General features: G+C 66.4%; 15 protein-coding genes. 9 read left to right on the forward strand and 6 right to left on the reverse strand.

The genetic code is table 11. From position 1 onward, the window contains the following. Positions 1-32 precede the first annotated feature (32 nt). Positions 33-560, forward strand: a complete 528-nt coding sequence (locus C4901_RS03805; protein ID WP_110136206.1) for a hemerythrin domain-containing protein — start codon at positions 33-35, stop codon at positions 558-560. Here C4901_RS03805 and C4901_RS03810 read toward each other — a convergent pair. Further along, a complete protein-coding gene (locus C4901_RS03810; RefSeq protein WP_168185533.1) occupies positions 541-972 on the reverse strand; it encodes a hemerythrin domain-containing protein in 432 nt (143 codons plus the stop codon). The genes C4901_RS03805 and C4901_RS03810 overlap by 20 nt on opposite strands. A gap of 142 nt (positions 973-1114) precedes the next feature. On the opposite strand from C4901_RS03810, the gene C4901_RS03815 reads away from it, so the two are divergent. Genes C4901_RS03815 through C4901_RS03825 form a run of 3 tightly spaced genes read left to right on the forward strand, consistent with a single transcriptional unit; the run spans position 1115 to position 2188 of the window. Continuing rightward, positions 1115-1363 (forward strand): thioredoxin family protein, encoded by a 249-nt coding sequence (locus C4901_RS03815; protein WP_110136208.1) that lies wholly within the window; start codon positions 1115-1117, stop codon positions 1361-1363. Then, entirely contained in the window at positions 1360-1734 is a 375-nt protein-coding gene (locus tag C4901_RS03820) for a DUF488 domain-containing protein (protein WP_110136209.1), read from the forward strand. Before C4901_RS03815 ends, C4901_RS03820 begins: the two co-directional genes overlap by 4 nt. Then, positions 1727-2188: a CopD family protein gene (locus tag C4901_RS03825; protein WP_110136210.1), complete on the forward strand. Its 462-nt coding sequence runs from the start codon at positions 1727-1729 to the stop codon at positions 2186-2188. Before C4901_RS03820 ends, C4901_RS03825 begins: the two co-directional genes overlap by 8 nt. On the opposite strand, the gene C4901_RS03830 is transcribed toward C4901_RS03825, so the two are convergent. Together C4901_RS03830 and ettA are read right to left on the reverse strand one after the other, a co-directional pair. After that, complete coding sequence (locus C4901_RS03830; protein ID WP_110138510.1) at positions 2168-3994, reverse strand: ABC transporter ATP-binding protein/permease; 1827 nt, start codon at positions 3992-3994, stop codon at positions 2168-2170. The genes C4901_RS03825 and C4901_RS03830 overlap by 21 nt on opposite strands. A gap of 65 nt (positions 3995-4059) precedes the next feature. After that, positions 4060-5733 (reverse strand): energy-dependent translational throttle protein EttA, encoded by a 1674-nt coding sequence (gene ettA / locus C4901_RS03835; RefSeq protein WP_205736169.1) that lies wholly within the window; start codon positions 5731-5733, stop codon positions 4060-4062. Positions 5734-5966: 233 nt separating this feature from the next. On the opposite strand from ettA, the gene C4901_RS03840 reads away from it, so the two are divergent. Next, entirely contained in the window at positions 5967-6749 is a 783-nt protein-coding gene (locus C4901_RS03840; RefSeq protein WP_145960607.1) for a dienelactone hydrolase family protein, read from the forward strand. A gap of 8 nt (positions 6750-6757) precedes the next feature. Here the strand turns inward: C4901_RS03840 and argF are convergent, their stop codons facing one another. The 3 genes from argF to C4901_RS03855 form a co-directional block, all read right to left on the reverse strand. Then, complete coding sequence (gene argF, locus C4901_RS03845) at positions 6758-7657, reverse strand: ornithine carbamoyltransferase (RefSeq protein WP_110136212.1); 900 nt, start codon at positions 7655-7657, stop codon at positions 6758-6760. Beyond that, positions 7654-8835, reverse strand: coding sequence for an aspartate aminotransferase family protein (locus C4901_RS03850; RefSeq protein WP_205736170.1), 1182 nt, complete (start codon positions 8833-8835; stop codon positions 7654-7656). Before C4901_RS03850 ends, argF begins: the two co-directional genes overlap by 4 nt. Before the next feature lie 168 nt (positions 8836-9003). Further along, positions 9004-10467: a leucyl aminopeptidase family protein gene (locus C4901_RS03855; protein WP_168185534.1), complete on the reverse strand. Its 1464-nt coding sequence runs from the start codon at positions 10465-10467 to the stop codon at positions 9004-9006. A gap of 115 nt (positions 10468-10582) precedes the next feature. Between C4901_RS03855 and pdhA the strand changes: the two genes are divergently transcribed. Genes pdhA through C4901_RS03875 form a run of 4 tightly spaced genes read left to right on the forward strand, consistent with a single transcriptional unit; the run spans position 10583 to position 16875 of the window. Further along, on the forward strand, positions 10583-11596 hold the full coding sequence (gene pdhA, locus C4901_RS03860; protein ID WP_110136214.1) for a pyruvate dehydrogenase (acetyl-transferring) E1 component subunit alpha: 1014 nt from the start codon (positions 10583-10585) through the stop codon (positions 11594-11596). Then, entirely contained in the window at positions 11589-12569 is a 981-nt protein-coding gene (locus C4901_RS03865; RefSeq protein WP_110136215.1) for an alpha-ketoacid dehydrogenase subunit beta, read from the forward strand. Before pdhA ends, C4901_RS03865 begins: the two co-directional genes overlap by 8 nt. 34 nt (positions 12570-12603) lie before the next feature. Further along, positions 12604-15642, forward strand: a complete 3039-nt coding sequence (locus tag C4901_RS03870) for an FAD-dependent oxidoreductase (protein ID WP_110136216.1) — start codon at positions 12604-12606, stop codon at positions 15640-15642. Between the two features lie 12 nt (positions 15643-15654). After that, the gene (locus C4901_RS03875; RefSeq protein ID WP_110136217.1) at positions 15655-16875 is read left to right on the forward strand and encodes an argininosuccinate synthase; all 1221 of its coding nucleotides are present in this window, start codon (positions 15655-15657) and stop codon (positions 16873-16875) included. Positions 16876-16910 lie beyond the last annotated feature (35 nt).

The following is a 16910-nucleotide window of genomic DNA, read 5'->3' on the forward strand; positions in this document are numbered from 1 at the left end:
TCTCTGGACTGTCGCGGAATAGGGGGTGAATCATGCGTATCGGTGAGAAGGGTGAGCGCGGCGGCCCGGGCTTCGACGACCCCTTGGGATTGTTGGCCGCCTGTCATGAGCGCATCCAGGGTCACTGCGCGACGCTTGTGCGCCTTGCCGCCCATGTGCGCATCCACGGCGGGGATGGCGAGGCGCGGGTGGCGGCCGCGCGCGTGCATCATTATTTCGCGCAGGCCGGGCGCTGGCATCACGAAGACGAGGAACGCGATCTCGCGCCGCTTCTGGGACATCACGGCGATCCGGCCCTGACGGCGCTCGTGGCGCGCCTCATGACCGAACACCGCGCCCTGGAGCAGGCCTACGCGTCGCTCGAGCCCGTGCTGCGTGCGCTGCCGGCGGCCCCCGGCGATGTGCCGATCGAGCCTTATGTGAGCCTCATGCGCGCGCACATGGCCGCCGAGAACACCATGCTCCTGCCGCGCGCCCGCGCGTTGCTTGCGCCCTCCGAGATCACAGCCCTGGGGCGCGCCATGGCCGCCCGTCGGGGCGTCACGATTCCAGGGCCGTAAGCGCCGGCGCCGGGTCATCCACGAGCGTGGCGACCGCCGGATAGAACTCCTGCTCCTCCTTTTCGTCGTGATGGTGGAGGATCTGGCCCACGGTGTCGATGAGCGCCGCGCCCTCGTCGCCGTCGCCCTCGTCGAGGGCCTCGGCGATTTCCTCGAAGAACCCGCGCAGGTCGCGATGCCCCTTGCGGAGGATGGAGGTCAGCGCATTGTCATGGCCGTGCCGCGCCTCATAGGCCGGAAACAGCCACGTCTCCTCGGCCCCCATGTGGCGTTCGATGGCATCCCGGAACCCCTGAAACGTCGCGCGCGCGCGTACGAAATCACCGTCTCCGGTCGCCTGTCGCGCCTCTTCGAAGGCAAGGTCGAGTGTACGGTGATGGCGCGTGAAGCCATCGATGAGCCGGGTGTTCATGGAAGGGCCTCCTGGGTGCTCGTCATGCAAGGCGCTATCATTACCATACGATTGGGGCCTCGTCATCCTTGATGGCTGTCAAGGAGAGGCGGGGGTTGCGGCTCGTAGAGTGGCGTCAAGGGATATATGCGGAGGTGGAACGATGGAGGTACGACTGCTGGTATCGAAGTGGTGCCCGGTATGCCCGCAGGCCGAGCAGGTGTGGAGTGAAGTGGCGCGTCGCGAGCCGATCGATTATCAGGTCCTCGACATCGCCGAGCCGGCCGGCCGGGCGCTGGTCGCGAACCTCAGGGTACGGACCGTGCCGGCGCTGGTCGTGGATGGCAAGCTTGCCGCCGTGGGTCTCCAGTCCCTGGGAGATGCCCTGAAGATCGCGCAGCAGGCCGCATGAAGGCCGGGGGTCCTCCGGCGATCACCATCCGGCGCGTCTACGAACCGCCGGGGTCCGGCGAGGTCCCGCGGTGGCTTGTGGATCGTATCTGGCCGCGTGGGCTCACCAAGGCCGCCGCGGGGCTTGCCGGCTGGGCCAAGGACGCGGCCCCGAGTTCGGCTCTGCGCCAATGGTTCGGCCACGAGCCGGAGCGGTTTGCGGAATTTCGCCGCCGCTATCTCGCCGAACTACGCGCCCATCCCGAGGCGAGCGACGCGTTGATGGCGGCGGCCCACGCGGGCCCTATAGTGCTCGTGTATGCCGCGCACGATGAGGCGCACAATAACGCCGTGGTGTTGCGCGAATACCTGATGGAGCGCGGGCGTGCGTGAGGACGTGTTTCTGGCGCTGATCGCGCTCCATCTGCTGGCCGCCACCACCTGGGTGGGCGGCGTCTTGTTTTTCGTGTTCGCGGTCGTGCCCGCGGCGCGCGCCGCGCCCTCGGCGGGTATCCCCGACGCCGTGGGGCGCGCGTTCCGGCCGGTGGCCTATGTGGCGCTCGCTACGCTGATCGTAACCGGCCCCTTGCTGCTCCTGCTGCAGGGTATCGGCCCGCGAACCCTGGGCCAGGCGCGTTTTTGGGCGAGCGCCTTTGGGACCACCCTCGCTGTCAAGGCGGGCCTCGTGGCGCTGGTGCTGGCGCTTACGGTCTGGCATGACGCAGTACTGGGGCCGCGCGCCGAGCGCACCCGCAGGCCGGGTGCTACGCGCCTCGTCGGGCGTGCCATAGGCCTGCTGTCGGTCGCGATCCTGCTCGCCGGTCTGTTATTGACCCAGGGCTTGTAAGAGCCCGTCGTCGGCCCCGGGCGCGCCGGGAAGCGTCGCTGACGACTGATCGGTCGGCCCCTGCGTCGCGTCTTGCTGCAGCGCCCAAAGTTGCGCGTAGAGGCCGCCGCGCGCAATCAGTTCGCGGTGGCGTCCGCGCTCCACGACGCGTCCGGCGCGCATCACCAGGATCTGGTCGGCGTTTCGTATGGTGGCGAGCCTGTGGGCGACCACGATCATCGTCCGATGGTGGGCGAGCAGCGCCAGGCCCTCCTGCACCGCGCGCTCGGATGCCGCATCAAGGGCCGATGTCGCCTCGTCGAAGAGCAGGATGCGCGGTTCCTTCAGCAGGGTCCGGGCGATCGCCACGCGCTGCTTTTCACCGCCCGAGAGCTTCAGGCCGCGCTCGCCCACGCGTGTGTCATAACCCTGCGGCAGGGTGGCGATGAAGTCGTCGAGATGCGCAAGATCGGCCGCCACCCGCACTTCTTCAAGCGTTGCCCCCGGACGCCCGTAGGCGATGTTGGCATACAGTGTGTCGTTGAACAGCACCGGGTCTTGCGGGACAACGCCCATGGCCCGCCGCAGGCTTTTTTGCGTCACTGCGCGGATGTCCTGGCCATCCACGCGGATACAGCCGGCGTCCGGGTCGTAGAGGCGCGCAAGGAGCCTCACGAGCGTCGATTTTCCGGACCCGCTCGGCCCCACGATCGCGGTGGTCGAGCGCGGCGCGACGGTGAAGTCGACATCATCCAAAAGCGCCTGCCCGCCGTAGGAGAAGCTCACATGCTCGAACCGCACCACGCCGTGCGAAACCGCAAGGTCGGGGGCCCCCGGCGCATCGGTGATGGGGGAGGGCACGTCGAGCAGGGCGAACATCCGTTCCATGTCAGCCAGGGAGTGCTTGATCTCCCGGTAGACGGCCCCGAGGAAATGCAGCGGCATGAACAGCTGTATCAGAAAGGCGTTGACCAGCACCAGGTCGCCGATATTCATGCGGTGTTCGGCAACCCCGCGCGCGGCCAGCAGCATAAGACCGCCGATCCCGAGCGCGACGATCGCCGATTGGCCGGTGTTCAGCAGGGCAAGCGAGGACTGACTGCGCACCGCGGCATCCTCCCATTGCGCGAGATGGGCATCGTAGCGATCCGATTCATAGTCTTCGTTTGCGAAGAATTTCACGGTCTCGTAGTTCAGGAGACTGTCGACCGCCTGGTTGTTGGCGCGCGAATCCATCTCGTTCATCGATCGCCGGAAGGCCGTCCGCCATTCGGTCACAAACAGCGTAAAGCCGGCATAAGCCGCGAGCGTCGCAAACGTGATGATGGCGAATTCCACGCGAAACTTGGCGAGCAGAATGCCGGCCACGAGCGCGATCTCGACGGCAGTCGGGATGATATGAAACAAAAGGATGTTAAGGAGCAATGCGATGCCGCGGCTGCCACGCTCTATGTCGCGCGCCACCGCCCCGGTCTGGCGATCGAGATGGAAAGCGAGCGGCAGGGCGTGGAGATGACGAAACACGGTGGTGGCCGCGCGGCGCACGGCGCGTTGCTTCACGCGCGCGAACACGAGGTCGCGCAGTTCCCCGAAGAGCACGTTGGCGAATCGCAAGGCGCCGTAGGCGGCGATGAGCGCCACCGGCACGACGAGCGCCGCATCATGGACATCGAGGCGGTTGACGATATTCTTCAGGATCAGGGGCACGCCCACGCCGGCGGCCTTGGCCGCGGTGAGCGAGATCAGCGCCAACGCCACCCGCGCGCGGTATTCCCAGAGGTAGGGCGCCAGCTTTTTGATCGTGGACCACAACAGGCCGCGCGGCATCGGTGCATCGCGCTGACCGCCTGCGAGGGGCAGACCGGAACGCTTTTCCAGGCCGCGCACGGCCTTTAGGCCAGTCGTTTGTATTTTATGCGTGTCGGCCGGTCGGCCTCCACCCCCAGACGGCGCTTGCGATCAACCTCGTAGTCCGCGTAATTGCCCTCGAACCATACGACCCGGCTGTCGCCTTCGAAGGCCAGGATGTGGGTCGCGACGCGATCCAGGAACCACCGGTCGTGGGAGATGACGATGGCGCAGCCGCCGAATTCGAGCAGGGCCTCCTCCAGGGCGCGCAAGGTGTCGACGTCGAGATCGTTGGTCGGCTCGTCTAGCAGCAGAAGATTGCCGCCGCTCCTCAGAAGCTTCGCCAGATGGACACGGTTGCGTTCGCCCCCGGACAGATCCTTGACGAGCTTCTGCTGGTCGGCGCCCCGGAAATTGAAGCGCCCGGCATAGGCGCGCGAGGATACCTCGCGGCGGCCCAAAAGAATCATATCGGACCCGCCCGAGATCTCCGCCCACACCGTCTTGCTGCCATCCAGGGCGTCGCGGCTCTGGCTTACATAGGCCGGGACCACCGACGGTCCGACGCGCAACGATCCCCCGTCCGGCTGCTCCTCACCCACGATCATGCGAAACAGCGTGGTCTTGCCGGCGCCGTTCGGCCCTATGACCCCGACGATCCCGCCGGGCGGCAGCTTGAAATTCACGTGCTCCATGAGCACGCGATCACCGAAACTCTTCGTGAGATCCGCGGCCTCCACGACCAGATCCCCGAGCCGCGGGCCCGGCGGTATGAACAGATCCTGGGTCTCGTTGCGCTGTTCGACATCCTGCGCCACGAGCGTCTCATAGGCCGCAAGTCGCGCACGGCTCTTGGCGTGCCGGCCCTTGGGCGCGGTGCGCACCCATTCAAGCTCGCGCTTTATGGTGCGCTGGCGCGCGGACTCCTGTTTCTCCTCGATCGCGAGGCGTTTCTCCTTTTGTTCGAGCCATGAGGAGTAATTGCCTTCCCAGGGGATACCCTGACCGCGGTCGAGTTCCAGGATCCATCCGGCCACGTTGTCGAGGAAGTAGCGGTCATGGGTCACCGCCACCACCGTCCCCTTATAGTCCTTGAGGAAGCGTTCGAGCCAGGCGACCGATTCGGCATCCAGGTGGTTGGTGGGCTCATCGAGCAACAGCATGTCCGGTTCCGACAGCAACAGCCGGCACAGCGCCACGCGACGACGTTCGCCCCCGGACAGCACCGTGACGTCGGCGTCGAAGGGCGGCAGGCGCAAGGCCTCGGCGGCAATCTCCAGTTTGCGGTCCAGTTCCCAGGCGCCGGCGGCGTCGATCTCGCTTTGTACCTGGGCCTGCTCCTCGATCAGGGCGTTCATCTGTTCGTCGGATAGCGGTTCGCCGAATCGCAGGCTTATGGCGTTGAAGCGCTCGAGCAGGGCCTTGGTGGCCGCCACCCCCTCCTCGATGTTTCCGCGGACATCCTTGGTCGGGTCCAGTACTGGTTCCTGCGGGAGGTAGCCCACGCGCGTGCGCGCCGCCGGACTGGCCTCGCCGTCGAAATCACGGTCCACGCCCGCCATGATGCGCAAGAGCGTCGATTTTCCGGCGCCATTTAATCCGAGCACGCCGATCTTGGCGCCCGGGTAGAACGACAGTGAGATGTTCTTCAGGATCTCGCGCGACGGCGGGACGACCTTGGTCACCCGCTGCATGGTGAATATGTAGGGAATCGGCATCGGCTCAGTATACACTGGGTTTCGCGAAGTTTCTCTCAGCCGGTCGGCGCGTCCGAATGGCACCCGCGCCGCTCCGTTCATCGCCTCCGCCTCCTGTATCGGACGGTGAATCGGGTAGGCTCCCGGTGCGCGCCACCGCACACCGGATCTCTCGCTTGAGGTCGGTAGGGGAAGTCATCATAATGCCCGGCGGCGTGGCGCATAGCAGGGTCGAGCGTAACCGAGGTGTGAGGATGTGGCGTGGAATAGCGGCGGGCCTGGTGCTGATCCTGACCAGTGTTTCGGGGTGGGCCCATAAGCTCCCCGATCTGTCTTGTCGGGCGTTTTCCGGGAAATTCGTGCAGCTCGCGACCAAGAGCGGCCATCACTTCGAGGTCTACCGCACGGGGCCGCCGTCGGCGCGCATCGGGCTTTTGCTGTTGCCCGGCAAGGCCGGTCTCGATGAGCACACGCTCGCCTGGGCCGATCGCGTGGGGGCGCAGGGCTACCGGGTGCTGACCCTGGGTCTTGGGCACGCAAGCCGGCATGCGCACGCCGCGGCCCGCGGACATGGGCGCCGGGCCGCCATGGAGCGGGCGGCCATCGAATACTTGAGCGCCCCCGGGCGCAAGATCGTCACGTTCGGATGGGGGCACGCGGGCGCGCTCCAGTCGCTCGAGGCGAGTGCCGCCGATCCCCACGACGTTTCGGGTACGGTGGCGTGCGATGGGGGGGCGTCGGCCAAGGCCGCGCTCCTGCAAAGGATCGAGTCGAAGGTACTTTTGATCGCCTTCCAGCAGAGCACGCCCCTGCCCAAGCTTCAGGCCTTCGAGGCGCACATGCGGTTCTACGGCAAGCCGCTCATCGTCCATTATTACAACGTGGATCCGGCGGCTGCCAACCCGACAGGGCGGCATTTCGACAGCGCCATCGCGCAAGAGATCTGGGGGCAGGCGCGCTCGTTCTTCCGACAGATCCGCTTCCTCTGTCGACGTTGCGCACCCTATCCCCGATTGTTATTCGATTATCACAACTAGGCTCGCGCTCAGGCGAGCAGAAACTCGAGGAGCGCCTTTTGCGCATGGAGGCGGTTTTCCGCCTCATCCCAGACCGCGCTGCGCGGCCCGTCTATGACCTCGCCTGCAACCTCCACGCCGCGATAGGCGGGAAGGCAATGCATGAAGAGCGCGTCCGCGGCGGCCATGTCCATGAGGCGCGATGTGACGCAGTATCCCTGGAAGGCGCGCATGCGCACCTCTTTTTCGGACTCCTGCCCCATGCTCGCCCATGTGTCGGTCACCACCAGATCGGCGCCCCGCGCCGCCTCTTCCGGGGTCTCGACGAGATGCGCAGACCCGGCGGCCGCCCCCAGGATCTCCGGGTTCGGCCGATACCCCGCGGGGGTCGCGATGCGCAAGGTGAAGCCGAACTGCCGTGCGGCGTTGATCCACGACTGGCAGACGTTGTTGCCGTCGCCGATCCACGCCACCGTACGTCCGGCGATGTCGCCGCGATGCTCGAAATACGTCTGGATATCGGCGAGCAGCTGGCAGGGGTGAAAGCGGTCGGTCAGGGCGTTTATCACCGGCACTCGCGAATGCTCGGCGAAGGCCGCGAGCTTGGCGTGCTCGTGGGTGCGGATGACAATGGCGTCGACCATGCGCGAGACCACGCGTGCCGTGTCTTCGAGCGGCTCGCCCCGTCCCAGCTGGAGTTCCGCGGGGGCGAGGAACATGCTGTTGCCCCCGAGCTGGGTGATGCCGGCCTCGAACGACACACGCGTGCGCGTCGAGGATTTCTCGAAGATGAGCGCGAGGCTCGATCCGCGCAGATACTCGTGGGGCTCGCGCCTGTGAAGGATGGCCTTGAGCGTCACCGCGCGCTCTATGAGCATGCGCAGCTCCTTGGGCGTGCAGTCCATAAGACTCAAGAAATGCCGGATCATGACGCCAAAAACTCCTGGATGGCGTCGGCGGTGCCGGATGTCAGGAGCTGGGCCTCCTCGTCGCTCAGGATGAGCGGCGGCAGGAGGCGCACCACCCGCTCGGCGGTGACATTCAGCAAAAGGCCGCGGTTCAAGGCCAGGCGCATGACCGCGTGCGCCGGCCGGTCCAGCTCTATGCCGAGCAAAAGCCCGCGGCCGCGTACCGCCTTGACGCCGGCTATGTCGCGCAACCGGTCGCGCAGACCATCGAGCAGCCCTTGCCCCAGCGCCGCGGCCCGCTCCCAGGCGCGCATGCCATCGAGTGTCTCGATCACGGTGCGGCCCACGGCGGTGGCCAGCGGATTGCCCCCGAAGGTCGATCCATGCTGACCGGGATGGAAGAGCTCGGCGGCCGTGCCATGCGCGAGACAGGCGCCGATCGGCAGGCCGTTGCCCAAGGCCTTGGCCACGGTCATGACATCAGGGCGGGCCTGCTCGTGTTGCCAGGCAAACCATGCGCCGCTGCGACATAGCCCGGTCTGAATCTCGTCTAGGATGAGCAGCCAGCCCGCCTCGTCGCAGATCTTGCGCAGACCCTTCAGATAGCCCGCATCCGGGACCTGGATGCCACCTTCCCCCAATATCGGTTCGACGAGCACCGCGACCACGGTCTGATCGCGCGCGCCGACCTGACGCACGGCATCGAGGTCATTGAACGGCACGCGCCGAAAGCCCGGTACCAGGGGCTCGAAGCCGGCCTGGACCTTGCGGCTTCCCGAGGCGCTCAGGGTGCCCAAGGTGCGACCGTGGAAGCTCCCCTCCATGACGATCACGGCCGGCGCCTCGACCCCCTTGCGATGCCCATGCAGGCGCGCGAGCTTCAGGGCCGCCTCGTTGGCCTCGGCCCCGGAGTTCGCGAAGAACACCCGATCCATGCCCGCCACCGCGCACAGCCGCTCGGCGAGGGCCTGCTGCTCGCGGTTCTCGTACCAATTGGAGATATGGATCAGGCGCCGGGCCTGGGCGCAGATCGTCTCGACGATCGCTGGATGGGCGTGGCCAAGGCCGTTGACCGCGACGCCGGCGAGCCCGTCCAGATAGCGACGGCCGCCCTCGTCCCAGAGCCAGGCCCCTTCACCGTGCGTGAATGCGACCGGGAGTCGTCCGTAGGTCGTCATGAGATAGTGTTCGGTTGGCATCGCGCCCCCAAAATATAAAGCGCCCCTAGGGTGGGGGCGCTTAACGATTTAAGGATCGCGGCCGCCTGCGGCGTCAGGCAGTCCGATCAAGGCGCGCATCTTACCGCCCCCGCCTCCTAAAATCCAGTACGGGCATCGGCGGGGGCGGTTTGGGACCGGCACGCGCCGCTACCAGGCGAAGGCGGGATCGGCCAGCAAGGCCAGGGTAAAGTCGACGCCAAAGCCCGTGGTATCGGTGGGAATCGCGCCAAGCCCCCCTTTATGCCGTCCGGCGGAGAGATCCAGGTGGATCCAAGTGGGGTCATGGGCGATGAAGCGCTTGAGGAACAGGGCGGCGAGGATATGATCGGCCTCGCCGTCGAGGGTGCATTGCTTGATATCGGCGATATCGCTTTTGAGGTCGGCGTTGTAGTCGTCTGCCAGCGGAAAGGGCCATACCCGTTCGCCGCTCGCGCGTCCGGCCTCGATGAGGCGCAGGGTGAGTTCCGGGCGGTTGGTGAAGGCCCCCGTCATGCGCGTTCCCAGGGCATAGACGCAGGCGCCGGTGAGGGTGGCGTAATCGATGATGAGGCCCGGCCGCTCGCGTGCGGCGAGCGCCAGGGTGTCGGCCAACACCATGCGCCCTTCGGCGTCGGTGTGCACCACCTCTATGGTGGTGCCATCCACCGCGCGCACCACCTCGTTGGGGCGATAGCTCAACGGGCCTATGGCATTCTCGGCTATGGCCAGATAACAGTCGACGCGAAAGGGTGCGTGGGATTGCGCGAGCGCAAGCAGTGTGCCCAGGGCCACGGCGCTTCCTTGCATGTCCTCGTGCATCCCATACATATGGCGCGCGGGCTTAAGGTTGACGCCGCCGGTGTCAAAGCAGATCCCCTTGCCGACCAGGGTCACCGGCGGTCGCAGGGCCTTGCGCGGGGTGTAGCGCAGATGCACGATCCCGGCGCCGGCGGCGCGTGTGCGTGTCACTGCGAGAAACGCCCCGGCCCCGAGCGCGGCCAGGCGCTTTTCATCGAGAAAACGAAAGCGCCAGCCGTTGTCGATGGCCAGTTTCTTCACGCGCTTTACGTAATCCGCGGGACCGAGCTCGTTTTCCGGGAGGACCGACAGGGCGCGAGCCAGATGATTGCCGTGCGCGGCGGCGCGCAGCGCGCGGTCGTCCTCGCCCGCGCCGTAGACGTCGACCGCAGTCGGCGGATTCACGGTCCGGCCGGTCTGCCGGGACGGCAGCGGTGCCTGGGCGTAGAGGCAGCGGACCAGCGCGCGCAAGGCCTCCTTGTGCGCGGCGCCGCTGAGCCCCGGGGCGAGCAGGGCGACGCGCGCGACCCCGGGGCGGAACCGGGTCAGTTTGCGGGCGAGTTCGAGAAGCGCGAAGGTGTCCAGGGTGGCATCGGCGAATCCCACCGCGAGCGTCGTTCCGGCCTCGTCGGGGGCCTCGGTGAGAAACACCGTCCCGGGCTTGATCGCCACCCCCTGCGCCTTCAGGCGCTTTTGGAGGAGGGCGCCAAACGGGGCGTGGGCGAGATCGGCGGCCTTGGCGACGATCAGTGCAATATGCTGGTAGCGGGCGAGATCGGCCGTCGGGTCATCGGTTTCCCGGTAACGTACGCGGGGGAGCTTGAACGCTGACACCTTGCCTTGACCTCCTGTCACAAAACCCCGATCATACCACCGCGCTCGGGCCTGGCGCACGGGTCGTCTGTGCCTTGGGCCGGGCGAGCCCCATGCTCACATGAACAGGAAGAAAATGAACGCAAGCGACCAGAAGCGCCTGTTGCGCGAGATGATTTTCTACCGCCGGTTCGAGGAGCGCTCGTTCGAGGCCTATATGGAGCGCAAGATCGGCGGCTTTTTGCATCTCTATTCGGGGCAAGAGGCGGTGGCCACGGGGGTGCTCGAGGCGGCGCGGTGCGGGCACGATTATGTCATTACCGGGTACCGCGATCATATACATGCCATCAAGGCCGGGGCCCCGGCGCGCGAGGTCATGGCGGAACTCTACGGCAAGGAGACGGGGTCGAGCCGCGGCCGTGGTGGCTCGATGCACATCTTCGACCCCAGCGTGAATTTCATGGGTGGATATGCCCTGGTCGGCCAGCCGTTTCCGCTGGCGGCGGGGCTCGCACTCGCCTGCAAGCACAAGGGCACGGATCAGATCGCGATCTGCTTTCTCGGCGATGGCGCCAACAATCAAGGCACATTCCACGAGACGCTGAACATGGCATCGTTGTGGAAGCTGCCGGTGCTGTTCGTGTGCGAGAACAACCTGTATGCCATCGGCACGCGCATAGATCGTTCGTCGGCGGTCACCGACCAGTACAAGAGGGTGGGCGCCTACAATATCCCGAGCAGCCAGCATGACGGGCAGGACATCGATGGGGTGATGGCCGCGGCGGGCGACGCCATCGCCCACGTGCGCGCCGGCCGGGGGCCGTATTTCATTGAATTCATGACCTATCGCCAGAGGGGTCATTCCATGTCGGATTCGAACGCCTACCGCTCGAAGGACGAGGAGCGGCAGTGGCTGGAGCGGGATCCGCTCAGGATCTATGGGGAGCGTCTCAAGAAGGCCGGGATCGTCACCGACAAGGACATAGCGGCCATGGAGAAGTCGGTGTTAGACGAGATCGAAAACGATATCGTGCGCTTTGCCGAGGAAAGTCCGGAACCGCGTGTCGAAGACTTGAACAAATACTGCCTCGACGACCAACCGGACCCGCGCTGGATAGGTCCGCTCGCGCAAGGGGAGCAACATGGCTGAAATCGCATACTGGGAGGCGATACGCCGGGCGCACGACGAGGAACTGGCGCACGACCGCATGGTGATCGCCATGGGCGAGGATATCGGGGTCGCCGGCGGGACCTACAAGGCGACCTCCGGCCTTTACCAGAAATACGGTGCCGAGCGCATCATCGACACGCCGATCTCGGAGAACTCCTATACCGGCATCGGCATCGGCGCATCGATGGCCGGCATGCGCCCGATCATCGAGATCATGTCCATCAATTTCGCGTTGCTGGCGCTCGATACGCTCATCAATGCCGCGGCCAAGATCCGCTACATGTCCGGCGGCCGCGCCTCGTGTCCGATCGTGATGCGCACACCCGGGGGGACCGCGCATCAGCTGGCCGCGCAGCACTCGGCGCGCCTCGCGCGCATGTTCATGAGCACGCCTGGGCTGCGCGTCGTGACGCCGCGCGGACCACTCGATGCCTATGGCATGCTGAAATCGGCGGTACGATGCAATGATCCTGTGATCATCATCGAGCACGAGAGCATGTACAACATGCGCGGCGAGGTCCCGGACGCCGAGACCTTCCGCCCGCTCGAGGGCGCGGAGATCGTGCGCGCGGGCACGGACGTGACCCTGATCGGGTACAATTACAGCGTCCATCTGTGCCTCGCGGCGGCTGACAAGCTCGCCACGATGGGGGTATCCGCCGAGGTCCTGGACCTGCGCGCCCTGCGGCCGATCGACCGTGACACCATCAGGCGCTCGGTGGAGAAGACCCATAAGGCGGTCATCGCCGAGGAAGACGAGGCGACCGTCGGCGTGGGCTCGGAGATCATATCGGTCATCATGGAGGAATGCTTTTTCGCCCTCGACGCACAACCGGTGCGTGTACACGCAGCCGATGTCCCCGTCCCCTACAACCGCCAGCTGGAGAAGGCCGCCATCCCGAATGCCGACGACGTCCTGGCGGCCGCGCTCAAGGTCCTGGGCCGCGTCTGACGGTCCGACCCCTTTTTCAGCATAGGAAGTCATCATGGCGGAGCCGTTCCTGATCAAGATGCCGCAACTCTCCGACACCATGTCGGAGGGCACGATCGTGTCCTGGGAAAAGGCCGTCGGCGATTTCATAAGCCGCGGCACGGTGGTGGCCACCGTCGAGACCGACAAGGCCATCATGGACGTCGAGGTGTTTCGCGAGGGCTACCTGTCCGGGCCGCTGGCCGCGGCCGGCAGCACGGTACCGGTGGGGACGCCGATCGCGGCCCTGGTCCCGGAATCCGCGGAGGTGGGTCATGCGCCCGCGGTGTCGGGTCCGGCGGCGGCCGCCGCCGCGCCCTCCGCGGCCGCGCCGTCCGAGGGGCAACCGGTGTTGATGCCGCAACTCTCCGACACCATGTCGGAGGGTACGGTGGTGTCCTGGGAAAAGGCCGTCGGCGACTTCATAAGCCGCGGCACGGTGGTGGCCACCGTCGAGACCGACAAGGCCATCATGGACGTCGAGGTGTTTCGCGAGGGCTACCTCTCCGGACCCCGGGCCGATGCCGGACAGGTGGTTGCGGTGGGATCGCCGATCGCCTTTCTGGTGGCCGATGCCGGCGCTGTCAAAGACGGTGTGCTGGCGGCTGCGCCGAGTGCCGCCCCTCCCAAGGCCGCGACCCCCGCGCCGGTACCGGCGGGCAGTGCGCAGCCAAAGACCAGGGCCCCGGCCATGCCCCATGGCGCGACCCCGGCGCCGCGCCCGCACAAGGGTACGGCAACGCCGTACGCGCGTCAGCTCGCCGGCGCCCACGGCATCGATATCAATAGCCTGCCCGGGACCGGTCCCGGGGGGTGCATCACCGCGATCGATGTGGTCGGAGCCGGTGGCGGTCCGCGTGTCCAGGCCAAACGCATCTTTCAGGTGCCGGGCGCCGGGCGCCCCATGGACAGCATGGAGAAGGCGGTCAGCCAGAATATGGAATATTCTCTGTCCATGCCCTTGTTCCGTGTGACCGTGTACATCGATCCATCGCGCCTGAGCCGCGCCGCGAAGGATATGAAGGCCTCGCTCACGGTGTTGTTGGCGGCGGCCGCGGCGCGCGCGATCGAGCGCCACCCGCGCGTCAATTCGGTCTATCAGCACGAGGATCGCATCGTCGAGCGCGACCAGATCGATGTCGGTCTGGCGGTCGAGACCGAGGGCATGGGGCTCGTGGTGCCGGTGTTGCGCAATGTCCTGAAGCGTACGATCGGTGACCTGAACGCGCAATGGAAGGATCTCGTGGCGCGCGCCCGCTTAAAGCGCCTAAAGCCCGAGGAGTATTCGAATCCCACGTTTACGATCTCGAACATGGGCATGCTCGGCGTGGCGCAGTTCGATGCCATCCCGGTGCCGGGCACCTCGGCGATCTTTGCCATCGCGAGCACCCAGCCGCAGGGTATGCCGGTCACGATCACCGCCGATCACAGGATCGTAAATGGTGCCGAGGCCGCAAAATTCCTAAATACATTCAAAGCGCTTGTCGAAGACCCGCAGTGGCTCACCGCGCCTGCGAACGCGGCGGCGCGGGCCCCCTCTGGGGCCCGGACGACGCGTACCGCAGACCCGGCCGGGGCCGGCGCGCTGCCGGCCGATACGGGCGGCTATGATTGCGATGTGCTGGTCATAGGCGGCGGCCCGGGGGGCGAGGATTGCGCGCGGGAGCTCGCCGATCACGGCCGGCGCGTGATCATGGTCAACGATGCGCCCCTGCCGGGGGGTGAGTGCCTATGGCGCGGCTGCATCCCCTCGAAGTCGTGGCGCGCGGCCGCCGACCGCATCCGCGACCGCCGTCATGATGCCGGTCTCGGGGTGCTGAACACCGCCGAGCCCACCCTCGACTGGGGGCGCCTCGATGCCATGCGCCGGCGGGTCCTCACCACCCGCGGCGAGATGGCCCTGAAGACCGACAAGGGGGTGCGCATCGATGTCCGCGAGGGCTATGCGTATTTCGATTCCGACCATAGCGTGCTGATCGCGCCTACCGATGCCGGAAGTCCCTACGAGCGGCGTGCCCCGAAGGCCGGGGCCGCGGGCACGCGCGTGACCTTCGCTGCCGCGGTGGTCGGCACCGGCGCCCCACCGTTCATTCCGCCGATCCCGGGGGCCGACGGCAAGGCGGTGCTGACCTCCGACACGGTATGGAATCTCGATGCGCCGCCCAAACGGCTTGTGATCGTGGGGGCCGGGGCGATCGGGCTTGAGATGGCGCAGATATTCGTCGATTTCGGGTGCGCGGTGACGGTCCTCGAGGCACGCGATCGGGTGTTGCCCGAGGTCGAGGGCGAGGTGGCGACGCAACTTGCGGCGTTGCTCGCCTGTGAGGGGCGGCTTACCATCGTCACATCGGCCGCGGTGCGCGGCATCGACGGCCCCCCGGGGGCGGTGGTGGTACGTTACACGGCCGGCGCGGGCGAGCATACCGTGGATGCCGATTATGTCCTGTTGGCGACCGGCAAGCGCCCCGCCACCGGGCCTCTGGCCCTGGAGCGCGCCGGGGTTGAGACCGAGCGCGGGGCGATTGTCGTCAACGCGCGCTGCCAGACGAACGTCCCGCATATCTTCGCTGTGGGCGATGTCGTGGGCGGTTATATGTTGGCGCACACGGCTGGCCACCAGGGGCGGGTTGCGGCCCAGACCCTGCTCGGTCACGAGGCTGCCTATGACGAACGCAAGGATTGTGGCGTGATCTTCACGCGTCCCCAGGCGGCGTTCGTCGGTCTGTCGGCCGAACAGGCGCGCGCCCAGGGCCATGACCCGGCCGAGATCAAGGTGCCGTTTTCGATCGATGCCAAGGCCATGATCACAGGCGAGACCGCGGGTTTCATCAAGATGGTGGCCGACAAGGCGACACGGCGCATCCTAGGCGTGCATTTCCTGGCCGACCACGCCGATACCCTGATCGGGGCCGCGGTGCTCATGGTCAGCGCTGAATTGACCTTGGACCAGGTGGGTTCGGCGATCCATCCGCATCCCACGCAGACCGAGCTGTTTGGAGATCTCGCCCGGCGACTGCTCGCGCGCCTCAGAAGGACCGCGCGTGTTTCGGGCTAAGAGGACGTAGCAATGAGCCATGTGAGCAAAGTGGTGCTGGCCTACTCCGGGGGGCTCGATACCTCGGTGATCCTGAAGTGGCTGACCGAGCGTTACGGCTGCGAGGTCGTGACCTTCACCGCCGATATAGGCCAAGGCGAGGAACTGGAACCAGCACGCGACAAGGCGCGCAAGGCCGGTGTGCGCGAGATCTACATCGATGATCTGAAGGAGGAGTTTGCGCGCGACTTCGTATTCCCGATGTTTCGCGCCAACGCCGCCTATGAGGGCGAGTATCTGCTCGGCACGTCGATCGCGCGGCCGTTGATCGCCAAGCGCCAGATCGAGATCGCGCGCGAGACGGGCGCCGATGCCGTGGCCCACGGTGCCACCGGCAAGGGCAACGACCAGGTGCGCTTCGAACTCGGATATTTCGCCTTGAACCCGGACATCCAGGTGATCGCCCCGTGGCGGGAGTGGGACCTCACCTCGCGTGAGCGCCTGCTCGCCTATGCCACGAGCCACGGCATCGCCGTCGAACACAAGCGCAAGGGCGCCTCGCCCTACTCGATGGATGCCAATCTCCTCCATATTTCCTATGAGGGGGGCATCCTCGAAGACCCTTGGCAGGAGCCGGAGGCATCGATGTGGCGCTGGACGCGCGCGCCCGAGGATGCCCCGGATGCGCCGCAATGGCTGGAACTGACCTATACGCGCGGGGATGTGACGGCGATCGACGGCACTCCCATGACGCCCGCCCAGGTCCTGGCGACGCTGAATGCCATCGGCGGCCGTCACGGTATCGGCCGGCTCGATCTCGTCGAGAACCGCTATGTGGGCATCAAGTCGCGCGGCTGTTACGAGACCCCCGGCGGGACCATCCTTCTACGCGCCCACCGCGCCATGGAATCGTTGACCCTGGATCGCGAGGTCGCGCACCTGAAAGACGACCTCATGCCGCGTTACGCGGCCCTGATCTATAACGGTTACTGGTGGAGCCCGGAGCGTAAGCTTTTGCAGCAACTTATTGATCAGTCGCAGGAAACTGTGAACGGCCGGGTGCGCCTCAAGCTCTTCAAGGGGCAGGTCATGGTGGTCGGGCGGGAGTCGGCGAGCGATTCGCTGTTCGACCCGGCCATCGCCACCTTCGAGGATGACGGCGGGCGTTACAATCAGGGCGACGCGACGGGCTTCATCCGCCTGAGCGCCCTGCGATTGCGGACCGCGGCGCGGCTGGCCCGCAAAGGACATTAGCCGCGCCTTGGCATACCCCTTGCACCGTTTCTGGG

The organism is Acidiferrobacter sp. SPIII_3 (assembly GCF_003184265.1).
Taxonomy (GTDB): Bacteria; Pseudomonadota; Gammaproteobacteria; order Acidiferrobacterales; family Acidiferrobacteraceae; genus Acidiferrobacter.